20 protein-coding genes are annotated in these 22934 nt (G+C 61.7%); 8 read left to right on the forward strand and 12 right to left on the reverse strand.

Annotated elements, in window-relative coordinates; translation table 11 throughout:
• Positions 1 to 155: 155 nt before the first annotated feature.
• The 6 genes from RSF91_RS07025 to RSF91_RS07050 all read right to left on the reverse strand — a co-directional run bounded on the left by RSF91_RS07025 (position 156) and on the right by RSF91_RS07050 (position 6678).
• Positions 156 to 1493, reverse strand: a complete 1338-nt coding sequence (locus RSF91_RS07025; RefSeq protein WP_332567737.1) for an enolase C-terminal domain-like protein — start codon at positions 1491 to 1493, stop codon at positions 156 to 158.
• A 32-nt stretch (positions 1494 to 1525) separates the two neighbouring features.
• Positions 1526 to 2512 carry a 2-hydroxyacid dehydrogenase gene (locus tag RSF91_RS07030; protein ID WP_332567738.1) on the reverse strand — a complete coding sequence of 329 codons (987 nt, stop codon included), beginning with the start codon at positions 2510 to 2512 and terminating at the stop codon, positions 1526 to 1528.
• A 93-nt stretch (positions 2513 to 2605) separates the two neighbouring features.
• Positions 2606 to 3565, reverse strand: a complete 960-nt coding sequence (locus RSF91_RS07035; protein ID WP_332567739.1) for a Bug family tripartite tricarboxylate transporter substrate binding protein — start codon at positions 3563 to 3565, stop codon at positions 2606 to 2608.
• A gap of 61 nt (positions 3566 to 3626) precedes the next feature.
• On the reverse strand, positions 3627 to 4538 hold the full coding sequence (gene kdgD / locus RSF91_RS07040) for a 5-dehydro-4-deoxyglucarate dehydratase (protein ID WP_332567740.1): 912 nt from the start codon (positions 4536 to 4538) through the stop codon (positions 3627 to 3629).
• A gap of 41 nt (positions 4539 to 4579) precedes the next feature.
• Complete coding sequence (locus RSF91_RS07045) at positions 4580 to 5557, reverse strand: Bug family tripartite tricarboxylate transporter substrate binding protein (RefSeq protein ID WP_332567741.1); 978 nt, start codon at positions 5555 to 5557, stop codon at positions 4580 to 4582.
• A gap of 326 nt (positions 5558 to 5883) precedes the next feature.
• Complete coding sequence (locus tag RSF91_RS07050; RefSeq protein ID WP_442878815.1) at positions 5884 to 6678, reverse strand: FadR/GntR family transcriptional regulator; 795 nt, start codon at positions 6676 to 6678, stop codon at positions 5884 to 5886.
• Positions 6679 to 6796: 118 nt separating this feature from the next.
• Between RSF91_RS07050 and RSF91_RS07055 the strand changes: the two genes are divergently transcribed.
• From RSF91_RS07055 to garD, 3 genes are all read left to right on the forward strand, one after another.
• Entirely contained in the window at positions 6797 to 8092 is a 1296-nt protein-coding gene (locus RSF91_RS07055) for a glucarate dehydratase family protein (protein ID WP_332567742.1), read from the forward strand.
• A 53-nt stretch (positions 8093 to 8145) separates the two neighbouring features.
• Positions 8146 to 9147, forward strand: a complete 1002-nt coding sequence (locus RSF91_RS07060) for a Bug family tripartite tricarboxylate transporter substrate binding protein (protein WP_332567743.1) — start codon at positions 8146 to 8148, stop codon at positions 9145 to 9147.
• Positions 9148 to 9317: 170 nt separating this feature from the next.
• On the forward strand, positions 9318 to 10883 hold the full coding sequence (gene garD / locus RSF91_RS07065) for a galactarate dehydratase (RefSeq protein ID WP_332567744.1): 1566 nt from the start codon (positions 9318 to 9320) through the stop codon (positions 10881 to 10883).
• Positions 10884 to 11008: 125 nt separating this feature from the next.
• Here garD and RSF91_RS07070 read toward each other — a convergent pair whose 3' ends face one another.
• Positions 11009 to 12547 (reverse strand): acetyl-CoA hydrolase/transferase family protein, encoded by a 1539-nt coding sequence (locus RSF91_RS07070; RefSeq protein WP_332567745.1) that lies wholly within the window; start codon positions 12545 to 12547, stop codon positions 11009 to 11011.
• 356 nt (positions 12548 to 12903) lie between these two features.
• On the opposite strand from RSF91_RS07070, the gene RSF91_RS07075 reads away from it, so the two are divergent.
• Positions 12904 to 13887, forward strand: a complete 984-nt coding sequence (locus RSF91_RS07075) for a YihY/virulence factor BrkB family protein (protein ID WP_332567746.1) — start codon at positions 12904 to 12906, stop codon at positions 13885 to 13887.
• A 112-nt stretch (positions 13888 to 13999) separates the two neighbouring features.
• Here the strand turns inward: RSF91_RS07075 and RSF91_RS07080 are convergent, their stop codons facing one another.
• The gene (locus tag RSF91_RS07080; protein ID WP_332567747.1) at positions 14000 to 14773 is read right to left on the reverse strand and encodes a ferredoxin--NADP reductase; all 774 of its coding nucleotides are present in this window, start codon (positions 14771 to 14773) and stop codon (positions 14000 to 14002) included.
• Between the two features lie 247 nt (positions 14774 to 15020).
• Between RSF91_RS07080 and RSF91_RS07085 the strand changes: the two genes are divergently transcribed.
• The 4 genes from RSF91_RS07085 to RSF91_RS07100 all read left to right on the forward strand — a co-directional run bounded on the left by RSF91_RS07085 (position 15021) and on the right by RSF91_RS07100 (position 19757).
• The gene (locus tag RSF91_RS07085) at positions 15021 to 16229 is read left to right on the forward strand and encodes an ABC transporter substrate-binding protein (RefSeq protein ID WP_332567810.1); all 1209 of its coding nucleotides are present in this window, start codon (positions 15021 to 15023) and stop codon (positions 16227 to 16229) included.
• Between the two features lie 95 nt (positions 16230 to 16324).
• Positions 16325 to 18232 (forward strand): ABC transporter permease, encoded by a 1908-nt coding sequence (locus tag RSF91_RS07090; protein WP_332567748.1) that lies wholly within the window; start codon positions 16325 to 16327, stop codon positions 18230 to 18232.
• Entirely contained in the window at positions 18229 to 18990 is a 762-nt protein-coding gene (locus RSF91_RS07095) for an ABC transporter ATP-binding protein (protein ID WP_332567749.1), read from the forward strand. Before RSF91_RS07090 ends, RSF91_RS07095 begins: the two co-directional genes overlap by 4 nt.
• Positions 18987 to 19757 (forward strand): ABC transporter ATP-binding protein, encoded by a 771-nt coding sequence (locus tag RSF91_RS07100; protein ID WP_332567750.1) that lies wholly within the window; start codon positions 18987 to 18989, stop codon positions 19755 to 19757. The genes RSF91_RS07095 and RSF91_RS07100 overlap by 4 nt, the downstream gene beginning before the upstream one ends.
• A gap of 9 nt (positions 19758 to 19766) precedes the next feature.
• Here RSF91_RS07100 and RSF91_RS07105 read toward each other — a convergent pair whose 3' ends face one another.
• The 4 genes from RSF91_RS07105 to RSF91_RS07120 all read right to left on the reverse strand — a co-directional run bounded on the left by RSF91_RS07105 (position 19767) and on the right by RSF91_RS07120 (position 22919).
• A complete protein-coding gene (locus RSF91_RS07105) occupies positions 19767 to 20333 on the reverse strand; it encodes a YiiX/YebB-like N1pC/P60 family cysteine hydrolase (protein WP_332567751.1) in 567 nt (188 codons plus the stop codon).
• A 17-nt stretch (positions 20334 to 20350) separates the two neighbouring features.
• The gene (locus RSF91_RS07110) at positions 20351 to 20779 is read right to left on the reverse strand and encodes a DUF4878 domain-containing protein (RefSeq protein ID WP_332567752.1); all 429 of its coding nucleotides are present in this window, start codon (positions 20777 to 20779) and stop codon (positions 20351 to 20353) included.
• 82 nt (positions 20780 to 20861) lie between these two features.
• Positions 20862 to 21719 (reverse strand): SDR family NAD(P)-dependent oxidoreductase, encoded by an 858-nt coding sequence (locus RSF91_RS07115; RefSeq protein ID WP_332567753.1) that lies wholly within the window; start codon positions 21717 to 21719, stop codon positions 20862 to 20864.
• Positions 21720 to 21848: 129 nt separating this feature from the next.
• A complete protein-coding gene (locus RSF91_RS07120) occupies positions 21849 to 22919 on the reverse strand; it encodes an NAD(P)H-dependent flavin oxidoreductase (RefSeq protein WP_332567754.1) in 1071 nt (356 codons plus the stop codon).
• Positions 22920 to 22934: the final 15 nt, after the last annotated feature.

A 22934-nucleotide genomic window follows, 5' to 3' on the forward strand; every position in this document is an offset into this window, starting at 1 on the left:
GCGAAGAGAGCGTTTTTCAGATCAGGGCGCGGCGTGAAAAACTGGCGCGCCCTAGGCCAGAGACACCGAGCAAGAGCCGCCTTGCGGCGATGGCGTCATCACCCTCCCGCGTAGCGAGAGAGGTGGAAGCGGCAAAGCCGCTCAGGGGGTGTTTACTACCTCACCATGCAAGGGCGTTTGTTGTCGAATTTCCAGTCAGGAATCAGGTGCTGCATGGCGATGGCGTCATCACGCGCGCCCAGGCCGTGTTCCAGATACAGAGCATTGGCGCGTTGCAGCGCGGCGCGGTCCACGGTCACGCCCAGGCCGGGGGTCTTGGGCACTTCCACAAAGCCGCCCTTGATCTGCAGCGGGTTCTGGGTCAGGTACTGGCCGTCTTGCCAGATCCAGTGGGTATCGATGGCCGTGACCTTGCCGGGTACGGCAGCCGCCACATGGGTGAACATGGCCAGCGAGATGTCGAAGTGGTTGTTGGAGTGCGAGCCCCAGGTCAGGCCCCAGTCGCGGCAGGTCTGGCCCACGCGCACGGAGCCGGCCATGGTCCAGAAATGCGGGTCGGCCAGCGGAATGTCCACCGACTGCAGCGACAGCGCGTGCACCATCTGGCGCCAGTCGGTGGCGACCATATTGGTGGCCGTGGGCAGGCCGGTGGAACGGCGAAATTCCGCCATGACTTCGCGACCCGAGAAACCGCTTTCGGCACCGCAGGGGTCTTCGGCATAGGCCAGCACGCCGTGCATGTCGCGCATCAGGCGGATGGCGTCCTTGAGTAGCCAGCCACCGTTGGGGTCCAGCGTGACGCGGGCCTCGGGAAAGCGCTTGGCCAGCGCGGTGACGGCTTCAACTTCCTGCTCGCCGGCCAGCACGCCGCCCTTGAGCTTGAAGTCGTTAAAGCCGTAGCGTTCGTAGGCAGCCTCGGCCTGGCGCACGATGGTCTCGGGCGTCATGGCCGTCATGTGGCGCACCTGGGTCCAGTCGTCATGACCCAGCTTATCTTCGCCGGGCTTGACGTAGTCCAGGCCGGTCTTGTCGCTGGGGCCGACGAAGAACAGATAGCCCAGCATTTCCACGCGTTCGCGCTGCTGGCCTTCGCCCAGCAAGGCCGCCACGGGCACGCCCAGGTGCTGACCCAGCAGGTCGAGCAACGCAGATTCGATGGCCGTGACCGCATGCACGCCGATACGCAGATCGAAAGTCTGCAAGCCACGGCCGCCGGTGTCACGACCTTCCAGCGACTTTTGCACTTCTTGCAACAGCTGCAGGTGCTGGCCGATGGAGCGGCCGATCAGCACCTGTTTGCTGTCCTCCAGCGCCAGGCGTATGCCTTCCCCACCCGGAACCTCGCCCACCCCGGTACGACCTGCGCTGTCATGCACCAGCACGATGTTGCGCGTGAAATAAGGCGCGTGCGCGCCGCTGAGGTTCATGAGCATACCGTCGCGGCCAGCGACTGGGATGACTTCAATTGCGGTGATGGTCGGGGTAGAGGACATGGAGGTCTCTTGAGAGGTCTTGGGGAAAAGGACTATGCGACGCTGGCGGTGGTCTGCTGCGCGGCTGACCACGGCACCTCTGCCACGGGCTCACCCGAAGCGATGAACTGCGCCAGATTGCGCAGCACGAGGTCGGCCATGGCGCGGCGGGTTTCATGCGTGCCGCTGGCGATATGCGGGGCCAGCACCACGTTGTCCAGCGCCAGCAGGTCGGGGTTGGGGCGGGGCTCGTCCTCGAACACATCCATGCCTGCACCGGCGATGCGCTGTTGTTTGAGGGCCTGAACCAGAGCGGCTTCGTCAACCACGCTGCCGCGCGCCACATTGATCAGAAAGCCTTGCGGTCCCAGCGCATCCAGCACTTCGGTGCTGACCAGGTGCTGTGTGCCCGCGCCGCCAGCAGCGGTGATGACCAGAAAATCGGACCAGCGCGCCAGCTCCAGCAACGAGGGCAGATAGTGGTGAGGAGAGCCTTCGACAGGGCGGCGGTTGTAATAGGCCACTTCCATGTCAAAGCCCGAGGCGCGGCGCGCCACGGTGGAGCCGATGCGGCCCATGCCGAAGATGCCCAGACGCTTGCCGCTGGCCCGCGTGCGGATACCAAAGCGACTGCGAGCCCAGTCACCACGGCGCACAAAGCGGTCCGCGTCACTGAGGCCACGCGTCGCATCCAGCAGCAGCGCAAAGGCCAGATCGGCCACACAGTCATCGAGCACGCCGGGCGTATAGCCCACGCGAGCCCCCTGACGCGTCAGCGACTCTCGGTCTAAAGAATCAAAGCCCACGCCAAAGCTGCTCACAAAATGCAGTTTGGGCAAAGCCTCAACGACATGTGCCGGCAGGCCCATGCCCGCCGAAGTGACCAGATACTCGAATTGCGAGCCATGCTCGGCCAGAAAGCGCTCGGGGTCGGGCTGCTCGGAAAGAACGCTCACCTCATAAGCCTGCGCCAGTTCGGCATCAAGCTGGGGGAGTGGCATCTTGCCGTATTGGAGTACGCGTGGTCGGGAGGTCGCCATGCCGGGAAATCCTTGTTGTTTGGGGTATCGACTTGAGCAGCTCTGCACTGCAAAGCTGCGGGAAGCGGCGCAATGCCGCTGCCCGTTTTTATCTCAATCGGCAGTGATCTTGCGGGTCTGGATCAGCTGCTTCCAGCGTTCGTTTTCCTTGACCTGAAAGCGGGTGAACTCCTCTGGCGTGTTGGCGACGATCTCCAGCCCCTGGTCCAGAAAGCGCTTGCGGATGTCGGGCTGCTGCACCGCTGCGATGGCCGCTTTGGCCAGCTTGGCCTTCACGTCGGCGGGCAAGCCTTTAGGGGCCGCCATGCCCTGCCAGGAATACACCTCTGCACCCTTGACGCCAGCCTCGGCCAACGTGGGCACATCAGGCAGCACGGGCGAGCGCTGAGTGCCGGTCACGGCGATGGCGTGCAGCTTTCCGCTACGCAGATGGGACAGCACGGCGTTCACGTTCTGGAAGGAAAAATCCACCTGACCGCCAAGCAAATCGGTGATGGCCGGCGCTCCGCCCTTATAGGGAACATGAACGGCTTCGGTGCCGGTCTGCTGCCAGAACAGCTCTGCCGACAGATGGTCCGAGGAGCCATTGCCCGAGCTCGCAAAACTGACTTTGCCGGGGCTGGCCTTGAGCGCAGCAACGACCTCGGCAACGCTACGTGCCTTTTGCGTCGCACTGGCTACAAGCACATTGGGGGCCTGCACGGGGATGGTGATGTAGTCGAAGTCCTTGGTCGCGTCATACGGAATGCTTTTGACCAGATGGGGCGTGACCACGAACGGCCCCAGCGAGGCGACAAGCAAGGTATAGCCATCGGCCGGGGCGCGCTTGACGGCGCCTGCGCCGATGGTGCCTGTGGCACCGGGGCGGTTCTCCACCACGAAAGACTTGCCCAGCTGCTCGCCCATGCTCAGGGCCAAGGCGCGTGCCACGGTATCGGTGGAGCCACCGGCCGGGAAGGGAACGATGATGTTGACGGGCTTGTCGGGAAAGCTGCCGGATGCCTGGGCTACGAATGCGAGCGTGGCACCCAATGCGATCAGTACTTTTTTCATGTGCTTGTCTCCTTGAGGTGGCGAAGCCTTGCAGGCCCCGCCACGAACCGCTTTTATTTTTTTATTGCGGGCCCAGTTTGTCGATCAGGGCTTTGAGCTCTTCCATCTCCTGGGGCTTGAGGTCAGACAGCGGTGCGCGCACGGGGCCCGCGTCATGGCCCACGAGCTTGGCTCCGGCCTTGATGATGCTGACGCCATAGCCTTCCGTGCGGTTGCGGAGGTTCAGGTAAGGCATGAAGAATTCCTTGAGCAGCTTGTGCTGTGTCGCCTGATCGTCGGTGCGCACGGCTTCATAGAACTGCATCGCCGTCTTGGGAATGAAGTTGAAGACGGCGGAGGAGTACACCGGCGTTCCCAGCGCCTTGTAGGCAGCGGCATAGACTTCTGCCGTGGGCAGGCCGCCCAGATACGAGAAGCGGTCACCCATCTTCATGAAGATGGAGGACATGGTTTCGATGTTGCCCACACCGTCCTTGAAGCCCACAAGGTTGGGGCAACGGTCGGCCAGAATGGCCAGCGATTCCGGTGTGAACTTGGAGCGGTCGCGGTTATAGACAATGACGCCGAAGTCCACGCTCTTGCACACTTGCTCCACATGCGCGATCAGACCCTCCTGACCCGCTTCTGTCAGGTAATGCGGCAAAAGCAGCACGCCATGGGCACCCAGTCGTTCGGCTTCCTGAGCATGTGCGATGGCCGTGCGGGTGGGGCCGCCTGCGCCGGCAATGATGGGAACCTTGCCGCGGCAGGTGTCGACGGCGGTCTTGATAATCTGGCCGTATTCCTCACCGTGAAGCGAGAAGTACTCGCCTGTGCCGCCTGCCGCGAACAATGCAGATGCGCCGTAGGGGGCGAGCCATTCAAGGCGTGCCGCATAGCCCTTGGCATTGAAGTTGCCATTGGCATCAAAGTCCGTCACGGGAAAGGACAGCAAGCCTGAGCTCATCACTTCTTTGAGGTACTGGGGAGACATGGTCATTCCTTAAAAAGAGGAGAAAAGAAGATCGGCGCAGCTCAATCCAGCTGCAACTTGGCGGTTTGAACCACCGTGCGCCAGCGAGCACGCTCGGCGTTGAAGAACTTGTCGGTTTCGGCGGGCGTCATCGTGATGACCTCGGCCCCCTGAGCGATCAGGCGCGCTCGCACTTCTGGCGAGCGGATAGCACCGAGCAGCACTTGATGCACGCGCTGAACCACGGCTTCAGGCGTCTGGGCTGGCAGCACAACGCCTTGCCAGGTTCCAGAGGCAAAGCCCTGGGCGCCCTGCTCGGCCAGCGTGGGCACATCCGCAATCAGCGGCATACGCGTGTTCTTGGAAATACCCAGCAGCTTGAGCTTGCCGCTTTGCACATGGGGATAGGTGGCCAGCATGCCGTTCATCAGCACCTGGGTCTGGCCTGCCACGGTGTCTTGCACCGACTGCACGCCGCCCTTGTAGGGCACATACACCCACTTGGCCCCAGTGATGCGAGCCAGCTCCACCCCGGCCAGATGAGGCGCGCTGCCTGAAGCCGTCACAGCAAAGTTCAGATCTTGCTTCTTGGACAGCTCCACCAGCTCCTTCAGATTGCTGGCCTGAACCGATGGATGCACCACCAGCATATGAGGCGAGTAAGCCAACATGGCCGCGCCGCGCAGCGCTTTGGAGGGATCAAAGCTGAGCTTGGTATAGATCGAGGGCGAGATGGCCAGCGCCCCCAGATCACACAGCAGCCAGGTATAGCCGTCGGCAGGCGCACGTGCGACGAATTCAGCGCCCAGATTGCCGTTGGCCCCGGGCTTGTTGTCGATCACCACGGTCTGCTTGAGCTCCTGCGAAATCAGCTGCCCGATGGAGCGGGCAATGATGTCGGAGCTGCCTCCTGGAGGGTAAGGCACAACCAGACGGATGGGCTTGGCCGGCCAGACATCGGCAGCAAGTACCGATGAAGTCAGCACGCCGCCAACCGCCAAGGTCAGCAGGGAGCGCAGAAGGTGCGAGCGACGAACCATGAGGAAGTGCCTCCTTGTTGTGATCAGTCATCATACAACTAGAGTTTTTGCACTTCCAAGGCATTTTTACTAGGGGTAAACGAGAAATCATGCACTTTGAGTGTGAAGAAACACGACTCAAAATCACATCAAATACCGCTGAACCGCTTATCAATAAAGCGCTGAGCGCTATCTAAATAGATATAGAAAGCTTGAACCCAGCCGCTGCAACTCGGGTCACAAGCCTGCAGGCACATGAAGAAGAGGCAGTTGGCCCGCACATGGATCGCTGCGCTGAGCAGACGGTGCCTCAACGCCCGTTGTACTCAGGGCAGGCCATGCAGGCCCTATTCGCGGGACTGGCTCAGGCGCTGGGCCAGACGCAGGCGTTCGCGCGAATTGGTCAGGTGGATGCGCATGGCTGCGCGGGCCGAATCGGCATCCTGGCGGGCGATGGCCGCATAGATCTCTTCATGCTCGCGGTTCACCCGAAGCAGGTAGTCCGGGTCGCGGGCCGGTGTGTCCATGGAGGCAATGCGGTTACGCGGAATCAGCAGCGTGCCAAAGTGCTGAAGGATGTCCTGAAAATACCGGTTGCCCGTGGCCTGCGCGATGCTGAGGTGAAAAGCCAGATCATGGCTGACGGTGTCATGGCCCTGCGCAAAATGCTGCTCAAACGCTTGCAGGGCCTCGCTCATGACCCGCAGATGGGCTTCGCTGCGCCGCTGGGCGGCCAAGCCTGCAGCCTCGGTTTCCAGGCTGATGCGCAGCTCCAGCACGGCCAGCACATCCACAGATTCACTCAGCTCATGGGCGCTCAGCATGGGGCTCTGGCGCGCCGGAGCCGGCAGCACAAAAGTACCGATGCCATGGCGAGTTTCAACCAAGCCGCCGGCCTGCAGTTTGGACAAGGCCTCACGCACCACGGTGCGACTGACGTCGTAGTTGCGCACCAGTTCGGACTCGGTGGGCAGCTTCTCGCCCTCATTGAGCAAGCCCTGCCGAATCTTGTGTTCGAACTCTTCAGCCAGCAGATTCGCCAGGCTGCGGCTGCCGCGACTGGTCTTGCTACGCAACGCATACCCATCTGTCACCAGTATGGAAGCGGCAGATTGGGGTAATTCCGATGTCTGGGTGCTCATGGGTCTGATGATAATAGTTTTTAGTTGTACGACAACATACCACAAAGACCGCTTATTCCAGCTCCCCGGCAGCACCCAGTCCGCCTCTGACCTGACCACCACCTCAGTCCATCTCAAGATGAGCACTTCACACCAGATTCGCCATATCCGCATCACGCCCATTGCCTTCCGTGATCCGCCGCTGCTCAATGCGGCCGGCATTCACGAGCCCTGGGCGCTGCGCTCCATCATCGAGATCGAAACGGCATCGGGGCTGGTCGGCATCAACGAAAGCTATGGCGATCTGCCCATGCTGGAGGCTCTGGCCAAGGTGGCCCCGGCCCTGGTCGGCCTGTCACCCTGGGCGCTCAACGAAATGGAAGTGCGCGTCGCCGCACTGGTCACTCCGCCCAGGCTGACGGCCTCGGAATTCCTGGGCCAGCAGGTGTCGCTGGCACCGGGCACCCATGTGTCCAAGACCGTGGCCAAGGTAGTCAGCGCCTTCGAGGTCGCCATGCTGGACCTGCAAGGCCAGATGGCCCAGGCCCCCATCGTCGATCTGCTGGGTGGCGCAGCACGCGATCGCGTGCCGTTCTCGGCCTATCTGTTCTACAAGTACGCCGAGCATGTGGACCAGCCTTACGCCCCCGACGCCTGGGGCGAAGCGCTGCAGCCGCAGCAACTGGTGGCTCAGGCCCGGCGCATGATCGACCAGTATGGTTTTCAGAGCATCAAGCTCAAGGCCGGCACGCTGCCGCCCGAGCAAGAGGCCGCAGGCATCTTGGCACTGGCCGAGGCTTTCCCGGGCCTGCCGCTGCGTATCGACCCCAACGGAAACTGGACCGTGGAGACCAGCCTGAAGATCGTGCAGAAACTGCGCGGCGTGCTCGAATATTACGAAGACCCGGCCCCCGGCCTAGACGGCATGGCAGCCGTGGCGCGCGAGTGCGAGGTGCCGCTGGCCACCAATATGGTGGTGACGGACTTTGCCGAATTCCGCCGCAATGCCGACATGGGCTGCCCCGTGAAGATCGTGCTCAGCGACCACCATTACTGGGGCGGGCTGCGCGCCACGCAGCGCCTGTCCACCTTGTGCCGCACCTTCGATCTGGGCCTGTCCATGCATAGCAACTCCCATCTAGGCGTGAGCCTCGTGGCCATGACGCATTTGTGCGCCAGCGTGCCCCTGCTGACCTATGCCTGCGACACCCACTACCCCTGGCAGGACGAAGAGGTAGTCGAAGGCGGCCGCCTGCAATTCGAGCAAGGCAGCCTGCGCGTGCCCACCACGCCGGGCCTGGGCGTGACGCTGGACCGCGAAGCCCTAGCCCGCCTGCACGACAACTATCTGCACTGCGGTATCCGCAACCGCGATGACCTGGGGCAGATGCGCAAATACGACCCGTCCTTCACGGGCAAGCAGCCCCGTTTCTAAGCCCCTCATCCACAGCGCAAGAAGACGCTTTCGACCAACCGGAGACAACCACCATGCAACGCCGCACACTGATCCAACGCACTCTCGCCGCCAGCACCCTGCTGCTCGGCGCACCACTTGTTGCCACGCCCGCCCTGGCTCAGGGCAACTGGCCTACGGGCAAGCCCATCATTTACATGGTGCCCTTTCCGCCCGGCGGCAATACCGACACCCTGGCGCGCGTGATTTCCCAGTCTCTGGGCAAAGCGCTAGGCACCTCGGTGGTCATAGAAAACAAGGGCGGAGCCGGAGGCAGCGTGGGCTCGGCCCTGGCCGCGCGCGCACCAGCCGACGGCTACACCATTCTCGGCGGCACCATCAGCTCGCATGCCATCAATGTGAGCTTGTATTCCAAGCTGGACTACGACCCCGTCAAGTCATTCACGCCAGTGGCCATGCTGGGTTCGGGCCCGCTGGTCCTCGTGGTGCCGGCTTCCAGCCCCTACAAGACGCTGGCCGACGTACTGGCCGCCAGCAAGGCCAAGGCGAGCGCGGGCGGTTTGTCTTCGGCCTCGCCCGGCAGCGGTACCTCCAACCACATGGCACTGGAGCTGCTGGCCTACCAGACTGGTGTCAAGTTCACGCATGTGCCCTACAAGGGCAGCGGCCCGGCCGTTCAGGACGTAATCGGCGGACAGGTGGACATGATGTTCGACACCGCGCTGGTGGTCGGTCCGCATATCCAGTCCGGCAAGCTGCGCCCCATCGCCGTGAGCAGTTCCAAGCGCCTGGAATCATTGCCCGATGTGCCCACCATTGCCGAGGCCGGCGAAAAAGGTTTCGACATGAGCTCCTGGCAAGCCGTGTTCGCACCGGCAGGAACGCCCAAGCCCGTCGTGGATCGCCTGCATGCCGAGATCATGAAGATCGTCGCCACCCCCGAAGTCCAGGCCCGCCTCAAGAACTTCGGCATGCTGCCTTCCAGCATGACGCCAGCTGAGCTGGCCGACTACCAGAAGGCCGAAGTGGCCAAGTGGGCCAAGGTGATCAAGGCAGCCGGAATAAAAGCAGAGTGACACCCCCTGAGCGGCTTGCGCCGCTTCCCCCTCTTTGCTCGCTGCGCGAGGTAGGGGGACGACGCCCTCGCCCCGAGGCGGCTCTTGCTCGGCGTCCCTGTGTTGGGCCGCGCCGGTTGCATGGAGCGCACCAGGCGGGCAGCGAAATAGAAAACCGAGACGAGATTGCCATGAGTACCCCTGCCCCACTTTCCATCAGCATGCACCCTGCCGACAACGTGGCCATCATCGCCAATGACGGCGGCCTGCCTGCCGGCACCGTGCTGCCCAGTGGCCTGGAGCTGCTCGACAAGGTTCCGCAGGCCCACAAGGTGGCGCTGGTGGACATTCCCGAGGGCGGTGCGATACGCCGCTACAACGTGGTCATAGGCTATGCACTCAAGCCCATTCCGGCCGGCAGCTGGGTGCACGAGCGCTTGCTGCAGATGCCTGAGGCGCGCTCGCTGGAAGGCCTGCCCATTGCCACGGTCAAGCCGCCCGACTTGTTGCCGCTTGAGGGCTATACCTTCGAGGGCTACCGCAATGCCAACGGCACGGTGGGGACGCGCAACATCCTGGCCATTACCACCACGGTGCAATGCGTGGCCGGTGTGCTTGACTTTGCTGTGAGCCGCATCAAGGCCGAGTTGCTGCCGCGCTATCCGAACGTCGATGACGTGGTCGGACTGGAGCACAGCTACGGCTGCGGCGTGGCCATCGACGCCGTGGGTGCCGAGATTCCGCAGCGCACGCTGCGCAACATCAGCCACAACCCGAATTTTGGCGGCGAGGTGATGGTGGTCAGCCTGGGTTGCGAGAAGCTGCAGCCAGAACGCCTGCTGCCGCCGGGCAGTTTTCCCATCGTCGATGAACGCGAACCAGAGCTGGATGTCGTCTGCCTGCAGGACGAGGCCCACGTGGGCTTTATGTCCATGATCGACTCCATCATGGAACGTGCCAAGGCCCATCTGGAGCGGCTCAATGCGCGCCAGCGCGAGACCGTGCCTGCCAGCACACTGGTCGTGGGTGTGCAATGCGGCGGCAGCGATGCCTTCAGCGGCGTCACGGCCAACCCGGCCGTGGGTTTTTGCACCGACTTGCTGGTGCGTGCTGGTGCCACCGTGATGTTCAGCGAGGTGACCGAGGTGCGCGATGGCATTGACCAACTGACCTCGCGCGCATCTAGCCCCGAAGTGGCCGAGGCCATGATCGAAGAGATGGCCTGGTATGACGCCTATCTCGACAAGGGCAAGGTGGACCGCAGCGCCAACACCACGCCGGGCAATAAGAAAGGCGGCCTCTCCAACATCGTCGAAAAGGCCATGGGCTCCATCATCAAGAGCGGCACCGCCCCCATCACGGGCGTGTTGTCGCCGGGCCAAAGGCTGTCGGATCGCTGCATCGCAAGCGGTCTGGTCTATGCGGCCACACCTGCTAGCGACTTTATCTGCGGCACGCTGCAACTGGCGGCCGGGATGAATCTACATGTCTTCACCACGGGCCGAGGTACACCTTACGGCCTGGCTCAGGTTCCGGTGATCAAGGTCGCCACGCGCAGCGATCTGGCGCGCCGCTGGCATGACCTGATGGATGTGAATGCCGGGCGCATTGCCGACGGCCAAGCCACCATCGAAGAGATAGGCTGGGAAATGTTCAGGCTGATGCTGGACGTGGCCAGCGGCAGAAAGAAGACTTGGGCAGAGCAGTGGAAGTTGCACAACGCCCTGGTGCTGTTCAACCCCGCGCCGGTGACCTGAAGCAGCCCAACGCATCACGCTTCTGAATCTGTAGCGCGCCATGCAATCCCTGTCTTGGCTACAGGCCAGAAACATAAAAAAACGCTGCCTAGGCAGCGTTTTCTATTTGGAACTTCGGTCTGCGATCATGCTTGCATGGAGCCCGTCTGCAGGTAGCGCTGATGCCAGGCATAGGCCTCGCCCAGCAGATGTGGCGTGTGCTTTCCTGGCGCATCGCAAAGAGCGCGCTCCAGGTAGTCCGTCATCGCATCCTTGTAGCTGGGGTGCACGCATTTTTCGATGATGAGGCGCGCACGCTGCACAGGGGCCAGACCGCGCAAGTCGGCCAGACCTTGCTCGGTCACCACAATCTGCACATCGTGCTCGGTGTGATCGACGTGGGACACCATGGGTACGATGCAGCTGATCTTGCCGTCCTTGGCCGTCGATGGCGTCATAAAGATGGACAGATAAGCGTTGCGTGCAAAGTCGCCGCTGCCGCCAATGCCGTTCATGATGGACGAGCCCATGACATGCGTGCTGTTCACGTTGCCATACATATCAGCTTCGATCAGCGCGTTCATGGAGATCAAGCCCATGCGGCGGATCAGCTCGGGGTGGTTCGATATCTCCTGCGGGCGCAGCATGATGCGCTGACGGTAGAACTCGATATTGGCCAGAAACCTCTCCATGGCCTCGGGACTGAGCGCCAGAGAGGTGGTGGATGCGGTATCGAGCTTGCCGGATTCCAGCATGTCCAGCATGCCGTCTTGCAGCACTTCGGTATAGGCGTTCAGGTGGTCGAACGGGCCCTTGTTCAGGCCAGCCAGCACGGCGTTGGCGATATTGCCCACGCCGGACTGCAGCGGCAGCAGTTCAGGCGGCAAGCGGCCCACCTTCACCTCGTTCTGCAGAAAATCGATGATGTTTTCGACAATGCGCTGTGAATCCACATCGGGCGCCGTAAAGGCTGCCAGCTTGTCGCGCTGCTGCGTAGGCACCACGGCAATCACTTTGCTCAAATCGCAGTGCAGATACGGGTCGCCAATGCGGTCAAACGGGTGTTCCATGGGGATGGGCTTGCGCTTGGGCGGAACGGCAGCGCCGTAGTAGATGTCGTGCATGCCTTCCAGCTCGGCGGGCTGGGCGCTGTTGACTTCCAGAATGATCTTGTCGGCCTGCTCCAGCCAGGTCTTGTTATTGCCCACCGAGGTGGATGGAATCAGGCGGCCATCGGGCAAGATTCCAGCGACCTCAATCACCGCCACATCAAGGTGACCGAGGAAGCCAAACCACACGTACTGCGCCACGTGCGACAGATGAATGTCCACGTATTGCATGCGCCCGTCATTGATTTCTTTGCGCACCGTAGGGTCGGACTGGTAGGGCAGGCGGCGCTCAATGCCGTGCACCTTGGCCAGCGCTCCATCGAGCTCAGGCGAGGTGGATGCCCCCGTCCACAGGCTGATGCGAAAGTTGCCGCCGTTGGCGTTCTGCGCTTCAATGCGTCGCGCCAGCGCCTGGGGCACGGACTTGGGGGCACCCGCGGGGGTGAAGCCGCTCATGCCCAGTGTCATGCCAGATTCGATCAGGCTAGCCGCTTCATCGGCGGTCATGATACGTTCACGCAGCGCAGGGCAGAGCACGCGATCCGCTGGGGAGGCTTGGGTGAATGTGGTGTGCATGGAGGTGTGTCTCATCGCCTCGACCATTGCTGGCGGACTTTTTTGTAGCTATTGGGTTGCAATTTGATTGATGCAGGCCCGGATTGAACTACATCACGCGGCAGTGCGCCAGCGTAGGCGACTAGCGTAAACACCGATGCGTTTTCAGCGAAAAACTGGATGTGACTTTTTCTATTTCAAAAATGTGAGCACTACTCTCAATAAGAAAAGGAGCTACGCTCTAAAACTGCACCAACCACTTGCCATGTCAATTTCATTGCATTGAAAACACGAAATGCAAAAATAATTGCAACCATTGCGCCCCAGCAGACATAGGCTGACACAAGCCCTCACTCTCGACACCCAGAATTCATCCCATGGCTTATGAAACCTCCGGCTGGAAACACCGACTGCAGCGACTGACCCACGCGCTGCAGCCGCTGATCGATTCCGTGCAGCTCTGGCTGCAGGCCGATGGTCTGCGCATGAGCGCAGCCATGTCGTTCTACGGCATGCTCAGCCTGGCCCCCCTGCTACTGGCCGTGGTGGGCCTGCTGGGCTGGTGGCTGGACCGCAGCTACGTGGAAAGCACGTTGATCAGCCAGATACAGGGAGTGGTCGGGGAGCGCGCGGCACAGGTCGTCAAGAGCGCACTGACCAGCGCCCAGAATGCCCATCAGGGCTCGCTCGCATCCATACTGGGACTGGTGACGATGCTCTCGGGCGCAACCGGTGTGTTTGTGGAACTGCAGGCCTCGCTGGACAAGCTCTGGTCCATGGGCGAAGAACCCCGTCCGCAAGATAACCGGCCATGGTGGGGCATGGCCATCTCGCGCCTGTGGGGGCTGAGCTATGTGGTGGGGCTGGGCTTTTTGCTGCTGGTGTCCATGGTGCTGTCCACTGCCATTCAAATGGTCACCAAATGGGCCAGCGATGAGCTGCAGTTCATCCCACTGGGCCCGGTAATGGGGCTGATCAACGAGAGCCTTTCCTTTGGCATTTCCGCTCTGCTGTTCTGGGGGCTGATGCGCATGGGCCGGGGCATCAAGCCCAGCACCCGGTACCTGCTGCTGGGCTCGCTGATGGGCGCGGCCCTGTTCACCATAGGCAAGCAGGCGCTGGCCTGGTATCTGTCCACCGCCGCCGTGGTCTCGGCCTATGGCGCAGCAGGCTCGCTGGTGGTGGTGCTGATGTGGTTTTACTTCACCTCTGCCATCTTGCTGTTTGCAGCTGCCACGGCCAAGGCCTGCAGCAAGGCCAGTGTGAAGATCAGCATGCCGTTCGCACCACGGCGCAGGTCAGGGCAGGCCCAGCTCATGGACGTGAGCAATCTGCCGGACAACGCCGGGGAAAATATATAAATTGGCCTCCAGCGCTTATGTAGATTGCGGCATGCGCTATCAATTTATGCAATTTCACTCACCAACAAAAAAGGCCTGCAGATGCAGGCCTTTTGCTTGGGGAAAGCAGAGCTTACTTTTCCACAAACGCGCGTTCAACAACAAAGTCGCCGGGCGTAGTGGTGTTGCCTTCCTTGAAGCCGCGGTGCTCCAGCAGCTCCTTGAGTTCGGACAGCATGGCGGGGCTGCCGCACAGCATGACGCGATCGGTCTCAGGGTTCAGATCAGGCAGGCCCAGGTTTTGCGGGAAGGTGCCGTTGTTGATCTGCGTGGAGATACGGCCTTGGTTACGGAAAGGCTCGCGCGTCACCGTAGGGTAGTAGTGCAGCTTGCCCTTGACGATTTCGCCCAGGAACTCGTGCTCAGGCAGTTCCTTCTCAAACAGCTCCTGGTAGGCCAACTCTTCGACCTGACGCACGCCGTGTACCACGACCACGTTGTCAAAACGCTCGTAAGTCTCGGGGTCGCGGGCCACGGCCAGCCAGGGTGCCAGGCCAGTGCCGGTGCCAATCAGGTACAGGTTCTTGCCGGGCAGCAGATAGTCGATCAGCAGCGTGCCTGTGGGCTTTTTACCCACGATGACGGTGTCGCCTACCTGGATGTTTTGCAGCTTGGAGGTCAGGGGGCCTTCAGGCACCTTGATCGACAGGAACTCCAGATGCTCTTCGTAGTTAGGGCTGGCAATGGAGTAAGCACGCAGCAGGTTTTTGCCATCGACCTTCAGACCAATCATGGTGAAGTGGCCGTTGGAGAAGCGCAGCGACGTGTCGCGGGTTGTCGTGAAGGAGAAAAGACGGTCGGTCCAGTGGTGAACCGACAGCACGCGTTCTTCGAGAAAAGCACTCATGGTCGTCTACACAAAAATATGAATTCGGGACAAACAATGCCCGCTGTTGCTGGGATGCCCGGCAGATATGCCATGAAGACATGCGGTGGCGAACGCTGCTTGCAGAGTGAACTGCCTAACAGCTGCGGCTGCCGATTGCCAAGCGGGACAAGACCTATATTGTCGGATAAATGGCAGCAAACAGGTACATTGCGCTTCAATGTCTTGATACTGATTAGTGATAAGGAGAATGACGATGCGGTTTCTTATGACTTTGCGTTTTAGCGCAGTGGCACCCGCTCTGGCATTGGCCGCCGCGCCCGTGTGGGCCCAGGGGGTCATCAAGATCGGGGAAATCAACAGCTACAAGGCCCAGCCCGCGTTCCTGGAGCCCTACAAAAAAGGCATGGAGCTGGCCGTGGAGCAGGTCAACGCCGCAGGCGGTGTGGGCGGCAAAAAGCTGCAGCTGATCGTGCGTGATGACAACGCCACCCCCGGCGATGCCGTGCGTGCCGCCGAGGAGCTGTACGCCCGCGAGAAGATTGATGTGCTGACTGGCAGCTTTCTCTCCCACGTGGGTCTGGCGCTGACGGATTACGCCAAGCAGAAGAAGCGCTTCTTCCTTGCTTCCGAGCCGCTGACGGACAAAATCGTCTGGGCCGACGGCAATCACTACACCTACCGTCTGCGCGGCTCCACCTATATGCAGACCGCCATGCTGGTGGAGGAAGCGCTCAAGCTCAAGAAAAAGCGCTGGGCCATCGTCTACCCCAACTACGAATACGGCCAATCCGCCATCGCCACCTTCAAGACACTGATGAAGGCCAAGCAGCCAGATATCGAGTTTGTGGCCGAGCAAGCCCCTGCGCTGGGCAAGATTGATGCGGGTTCTGTCGTTCAAGCTTTGGCTGACTCCAAGCCAGACGCCATCTTCAACGTGCTGTTTGCCACCGATCTGGGCAAGTTTGTGCGTGAGGGCAATACCCGCGGCCTGTTCAAAGGCCGCGAGGTGGTGGGCCTGCTGACGGCAGAGCCCGAATATCTGGACCCACTCAAGAAAGAAGCACCACTAGGCTGGACCGTGACTGGCTACCCCTGGTACTCCATCAAGACGCCCGAGCACGCCGCGTTTCTGAAGGCCTATCAGGCCAAGTACAAGGACTACCCGCGTCTGGGCACCATCGTGGGCTACAACGCCATCCAGTCGATTGCGGCAGGCCTGCGCAAGACCGGCGGCGATGCCGATACCGAAAAGCTGATTGCCGCCTTCAAGGGGCTGGAAGTCTCCACCCCCTTCGGCCCTATCACCTATCGTGCGCAAGACAACCAATCCACCATGGGAGCTTATGTCGGCAAGACTGCCTATGACGAGAAGCTCAAGCGCGGTGTACTGGTCAGCTACCGTTATGCCGACGGCAAAAACTACCAGCCCAGCGATGAAGAAGTAAAGAAGCTGCGCCCCGCAACGGCGAACTGATTACGCTTGGGCGAAAATACCGGGCCACCTGCAATCACGCAGGTGGCTTTTTTCATCTCTGAAATCACGATGTCGAGCTTCAGGAGCTACGCAGCATGAGTGCATCCGGCCTGTTGGCCCAGTTGTTGAACGGTCTGGCCAGCGCATCGTCGCTGTTTTTGGTGTCTGTGGGCTTGTCGCTGATTTTTGGCGTCACCCGCACCATCAACTTTGCCCACGGCTCGTTCTACATGCTGGGCGCCTTCATCGCGTACAGCAGCGTGGATGTGCTCTCGCCCCATATCGGCTTCTGGCCCGCGCTGTTGCTGGCTCCGCTGGTCTGCGGTCTGCTGGGTGCACTCACCGAAATGCTGTTGCTGCGCCGCATCTATCAAGCGCCCGAGCTGTTCCAGCTGCTGGCCACGTTTGCGCTGGTGCTGGTCATCAAAGATGCATCGCTGTGGCTGTGGGGGCCTGAAGAGTTGTTCGGCCCGCGTGCGCAGGGCATGGAAGACTCTGTTGAAATTCTGGGCCGCCAGTTCCCGACCTACGATCTATTTTTGATAGCTGTTGGCCCTTGCGTATTGCTGGGTCTGACGCTTTTGCTCACTAAAACCCGCTTTGGCACGCTGGTGCGTGCCGCCACGCAAGACCGAGAAATGGTGGGCGCTTTAGGCGTCAATCAGGCGTGGTTGTTTACCTCCGTTTTTGCGCTGGGCACGCTGCTGGCAGGCCTTGCTGGCGCGCTGCAACTGCCGCGCGAGCCTGCCAGTCTTGAGATGGACATGACCACCATTGGCGCGGCCTTTGTGATTGTGGTCGTGGGCGGCATGGGCAGCATTCCCGGTGCCTTCATCGCCGCGCTGCTGGTGGCTGAACTCAAAGCGGTGTGCATCTGGCTGGGTGTGCAGGAGATTGCAGGGGTGGAAATTTCGTTTTCCAAACTCACGCTAGTGGTGGAATTTCTCGTCATGGCCGTGGTGCTGATCTGGCGGCCCTGGGGTCTGCTGGGCAAGCCACAAGCACTGGCTCGCAGCGGCGGCCAGCCCGAACAACCGCTGCGCGCCGCAGGCCGTGGCGCATCTGCTGCATGGCTGGCCCTGCTGGCTGCACTGGTGCTGCTGCCGCTGGCCTTTGGCAACGAAGCCAGCTACACCACCGTGCTGCTGACCGACATCTTTGTCGCCGCACTGTTTGCGGCCAGCTTGCACTTCATCCTCGGCCCCGGCGGCATGCACTCGTTTGGCCATGCGGCCTACTTCGGGCTGGGGGCCTATGGCGCGGCACTGCTGGTGCGCCAGCTCAACCTGCCCATGGAAGCCGCGCTGCTGCTGGGCCCGCTGGTGGCCGCTGCCGGAGCCCTGCTCTACGGCTGGTTCTGCGTGAGGCTGTCAGGCGTGTACCTGACCATGCTGACACTGGCCTTTGCCCAGATCAGCTGGGCCATCGTCTTTCAGTGGGATGACTTCACGGGCGGCAGCAATGGCGTGACCGGCGTCTGGCCCCCTGAATGGGCATCGCAAGGCGCTGCGTTTTACTGGCTGGCTTTGGGCGTGTGCGCAATCGGTCTGTACCTGCTGCGCCGCATCTTGTTCTCACCGCTGGGTTACGCACTGCGCGCCACGCGAGATTCAGCCCTACGCGCTGACGCCATTGGCATCGACGTGCGCCGCGTGCAGTGGACGGCGTTTGTCATCTCCGGCCTGTTTGCAGGCCTTGCGGGCGCGCTGTTCGCCTTCAGCAAGGGCGGCGTGGCGCCTGACTCCATGTCCGTCACCAAGTCGGTGGATAGCCTGGTCATGGTGCTGCTGGGCGGCGTGCAGACGCTGGCTGGCCCCGTGGTCGGGGCAGCGGCCTTCACCTGGCTGCACGACACCGTGGCCCGCAACACCGAATACTGGCGCGCGCTGATGGGCGCAACCATGCTGGTTCTGGTGCTGCTGGCACCCCAGGGGATTGCGGGTTATGCGCAGGCACTGTGGGCGCGCATAGCTCCTAAAAACAAAGCAGAGGTCGCACCATGAGCCTGCTGCAAATACAGAACATCAGCAAAGCCTTTGGCGGCGTGAAAGCCGTGCAGAACGTCTCGTTCAGCCTGCAAGCCGGTGAGTTGCTGGCACTCATCGGCCCCAACGGCGCGGGCAAGAGCACCACGTTCAACATGGTGGGCGGGCAACTTGCGCCTGACAGCGGCGCGGTGCTGCTGAACGGCCAGCCCATCACCGGCCTGCCACCGCGCACCATCTGGCGCCGTGGGGTGGGTCGTACGTTCCAGATTGCGCAGACGTTTACCTCGCTCACTGTCGCAGAAAATGTGCAGATGGCATTGCTGTCAGCAGACCGAAAAATCTTCAGCTGGTGGCACCGCGCCGCCAGCCACCGCCGCGCTGAGGCGATGGCCCTGCTGGAACAAGTGGGTATGACGGCACAGGCCGACCGTGCTTGCAGCGCGCTTGCATACGGTGATGTGAAGCGGGTGGAACTGGCCATGGCCCTGGCCCATGCGCCCCAGTTGCTGCTGATGGACGAGCCCACCGCCGGCATGGCCCCGGGCGAGCGCGTCGCCCTGATGCAGCTGGCCCGCCGCATCGCGCAGGAGCGGCAGATGGGCGTGCTGTTTACCGAGCACAGCATGGACGTGGTGTTCGGCCAGGCCGACCGCGTGGCCGTGCTGGTGCGTGGCCAGTTGCTGGCGGAAGGTACACCACAAGCCATTCGCGCTGACGAGCGTGTGCAACAGGCTTATCTGGGTACAGGCCTCGTACTGGAAAAGCAAAAATGAATCAAATACATAGCAGCCAGCGATTGACGGGCAAGGGGCAGAGCCAGAAATTGCTTGAAGTTCAGCACCTCAACGCCTGGTATGGTGCCGCCCATATCCTGCACGGCGTGAGCCTGAGTGTGGGCCGTGGCGAAGTCGTGGCCCTGATGGGCCGCAACGGCGCGGGCAAATCCACCACACTCAAAAGCATTGCCGCACTGGTGCCGCGACGCGAGGGGCAGATGGACTTCATGGGCGAGTCGATCGCTAAAAAAGCATCGCACCAGATTGCCCAGCGCGGTTTGGGCTACGTGCCCGAAGACCGCCGCATTTTTACCGAACTGACGGTGCTGGAGAACCTCGAAGTCGGCCGCCAAAAGCAGCGCCAGTGGCCTGATGGAGCTGACGTGCCGCACTGGACGCCCGAGAAGCTGTTCACGCTTTTCCCCAATCTGGGTGAAATGCCGGATCGCCTTGGCGGCCGCATGAGCGGCGGCGAGCAGCAGATGCTGAGCGTGGCCCGCACGCTGATGGGCCAGCCTTATCTGGTGCTGCTCGATGAACCCTCCGAAGGCGTGGCCCCACTGATCGTCGAGCAGATGGCCCGCACGATTCTGGAGCTGAAAGCGCAGGGCATTGGCATCTTGCTCAGCGAGCAAAACCTGCCGTTTGCCGAAGTCGTGGCTGACCGTGCCTATGTGCTGGAAAAAGGGCAGATCGTGCACCAGGCCAGCATGGCCGATCTGGCGAGCGACAAGGCGGTGCGCCAGCAGTATCTGGGCGTTTGAAGACAAGTCTCAGCGCACCTGAAGCAGCGGCGTCAAAGCCTGCAGCAGCGCCGAGCGCTGCAAGCTGCTGGGCAGCAGATAACGCCCGCCCAGCACAGGCAGGTCCAGCTGTGTGAACAGGACCTCCAGATTCACGCCTGCCTGCATCCAGGCCTGCCAGACCAAGGTGGTGCAGTAAATGCTCTGCTCCGAGCCCTGCAACTGAAAAGGCTGGCCCTGCTGCGCTAGAGCCCATTCCAGAGCCTGCTGACGAGCACCGCGACCTACGGCAACCCGATAGAGCCGGTAGGCCTGGGTACGTTGTGGCTGCAAAAAGAAGTCCAGCGTATCGAGCACCACCGCATCGGGCTGGCCTGGCCGCTCGGAGGGCGTGGCATGCAGCACCTGCCAATGTCCGGATGAGCCGATCAGCATGCCCACATGGCTGAAATCACCGCCATCCACGGCCCGCACCAGATGGCTGACCTGCTCCGTGCCCCGGCGAAAAAGCAGGTCGCCGGCCTCGGCCTGCGGTGGCAACAGCGATACGGCCAGACTCTGGCTGCTCCAGGCCAGCATCGCCAGCAAGGCGAGCATGCCCTGCCGCCTCCGCATCACAGCTGCACTTTCCAGACACCGTCTTCCTGGACCAGATTGATGCGCTCGCGACGGGTGCTGCCATTGCCATACGTGACCAGCACCCGAAGCTTTGTGACCTGATCATCGGCGGAAAATGTCCGCTCCACCACCTCCACCTTGGCCATGCCACCCTTGGAGTCGATCAATCCCTTGGCACCCGCCAGCATGCGGCGCAGCTTGTAGTCAAAGCTCGCCAGCTGCTCCTTGGAAATATAGCGCGCCGAGATCAGGGCAATACAGCCATCGAAGTCTCCAGCGGCCATCAAGCGATAAAAGCGCTGAATCAGCGCATCCTGGCTTTGTTCAGGGGTGGTCGTGGCGCAGGCCGAAAGGCCCGACACCAGAGGAAACGAGAAAGCGAGAAACAGACAGGAGCGGCGGGAGGCGCAAGTAGTAGCAGACACGGACCAGGTACAGCAGAAACAAAGAAGGCCGCAGTGTAGACGCCACACCAGTCCTGCTTTTGCGTCTTGTCAGCACACAGGCTTATTCGACGACCACCGCACTGAACTCTGGCGGCGCGCCAAAGTAGGCGCGTGGTGATGGGGGCTGGGCACCATCCACATCCTGCACGCCATACTGGCTGGCCAGCTCTGAGGTGTAGAACACGCCGCCAGAGCGTTTGCTCAAACAGTCTGCATCGTCATGCAGGGCCAGCACCACGCGGCCAATGAATTGCGGGGTTTCCGCAGTGTCAAAGCTGTCGCCGTATTTATCGGGCTCTGCCGCGCACACACGCTCTGAACGCTCGGTTTTAACGAGGCCGGGCCACAGCGCCACCACGCTGACGCCCTCGGGCTTGAAGTCGTAGGCCATGTCAAAAGTCATCTTGTCCGCACCGGCCTTGCCTGCGCCATAAGCCGGGCCGTGCATATAGCAGCGACTGCCTGCGGAAGAGATATTGATCACAAGCCCCCGCGCCGCAATCAGCAAGTCTGCGGCGTAATGGCAGGCCACATAGCTGGAGCGCAGGCCCACGTCGAGCAGGGATGTCATGGTCAGCGGCTTTTTCCAGAACGGGCCGACTTCGGTCAGCTGATCGGGAATGGCAATCGCGCTGTTGACCAGAATGTCCAGCCGTCCATGCTCACGGCGCACGCGCTCGAACAGGGCTGCGACCTGCGCATCGTCGCCATGGTCACAGGCCACGGCAATGCCGGTGCCGCCGACTGCCGTCACATCCGCCGCCGTCTGGCCCACGGTGCCAGGCAGGGGTGAGTCGCCCTCTTTCACGCTGCGCCCCGTCACATACACCACCCCACCCGCGGCGCCCAGCGCCAGCGCCACACCGCGGCCTACGCCACGGCTGGCACCCGTCACCACACAGATCAATGCCTTGCTCATCCCATGTCTCCGTCTTGTTATGGATAGGATGAATTTGGGTCAAGCCATGGCTGCTGGCTACGTCTGTACAGACTAGAGGTAACTCACAGTCAAAACACGGTTTTGCACAATGCAATCAAGCGCAGGCAGCTACACTTTTTGAAGTGATTGCTGTAATTCCTGAGCCAGCGTCTGCACCAGTTCTGCAGCAGGCATGGCTCGCACCAGCGGAGCGCCCTGACCCGCCCAGTGCGCGGCGTAATCGCTGCTGTTTTGCCCGCTGGCTGCCTGATGCAGCGCCTTACCCGCGTCATAAACCATGGGGTAGGCAGGCAAAGGCTGACCATACTCGCGGCCCAGCTGGTGCAGGCGGTTGAACATGCCGCGTGCTGGACGCCCCGAAATGGCGGCGGTAATGGCGGTGTGATGGGCATCCGGCCCCTGCAACTGCGAGCGATAAGCGGGGCTGGCGGCGGACTCCGGGCACAAAATAAATGCTGTGCCCATTTGCACGGCGCAAGCACCCAGCTCCAGCGCTGCAGCAATGCCTGCGCCATTCATGATGCCGCCCGCAGCCACCACGGGCAGATGGCATTCGCGCGCCAGAATCTGCACCAGTGCGAAAGTGCCCATCAGCCGATCTTCTTCAGGCACAAAGCTGCCGCGATGACCGCCCGCCTCCATACCCTGCGCCACGATGACATCCACGCCCGCCTGCTCGATCTGGCGTGCTTCATCCAGACTGGTCGCGCAGGCCAGCGTGATGCTGCCTGCAGCGCGCAGCGCGTCGATAAAGTGCTGCTCAGGCAGGCCAAAGTGAAAGCTGACCACCGCAGGCTTCTGGGCCAGCAACATGGCCTGCAGCGATGCATTGCCCACGGCAGAGTCGTAAATGCGGCGCAGGCCCGCAGGCTGGGGCGCTCCCAGACGCGCAAACTCTGGTGCCAGATAGTCAAGCCATGCGGCTTCGCGCTGCACGTCTGCGGCGGCAGTCTGGTGGCAGAACAGATTGACGTTGAATGGGCCGCCGGTCAGCGCCTGTGTCTGCGCAATATGCTGCTGCGCCTGATCAACGCCATAAGCACCAATGCCGACCGAGCCCAGTGCGCCAGCATTGCTGACAGCAGCGGCCAGTTGCGGTGTAGAAGTGCCCGCCATGGGGGCCTGAATAATGGGGTGTTGCAGACCCAGACGGGTCATCCATGCTGCGGTGTTTTTCATTGCATTACTCATCAA

Source organism: Comamonas sp. (genome assembly GCF_036643215.1).
Taxonomy (GTDB): Bacteria; Pseudomonadota; Gammaproteobacteria; order Burkholderiales; family Burkholderiaceae_C; genus Comamonas.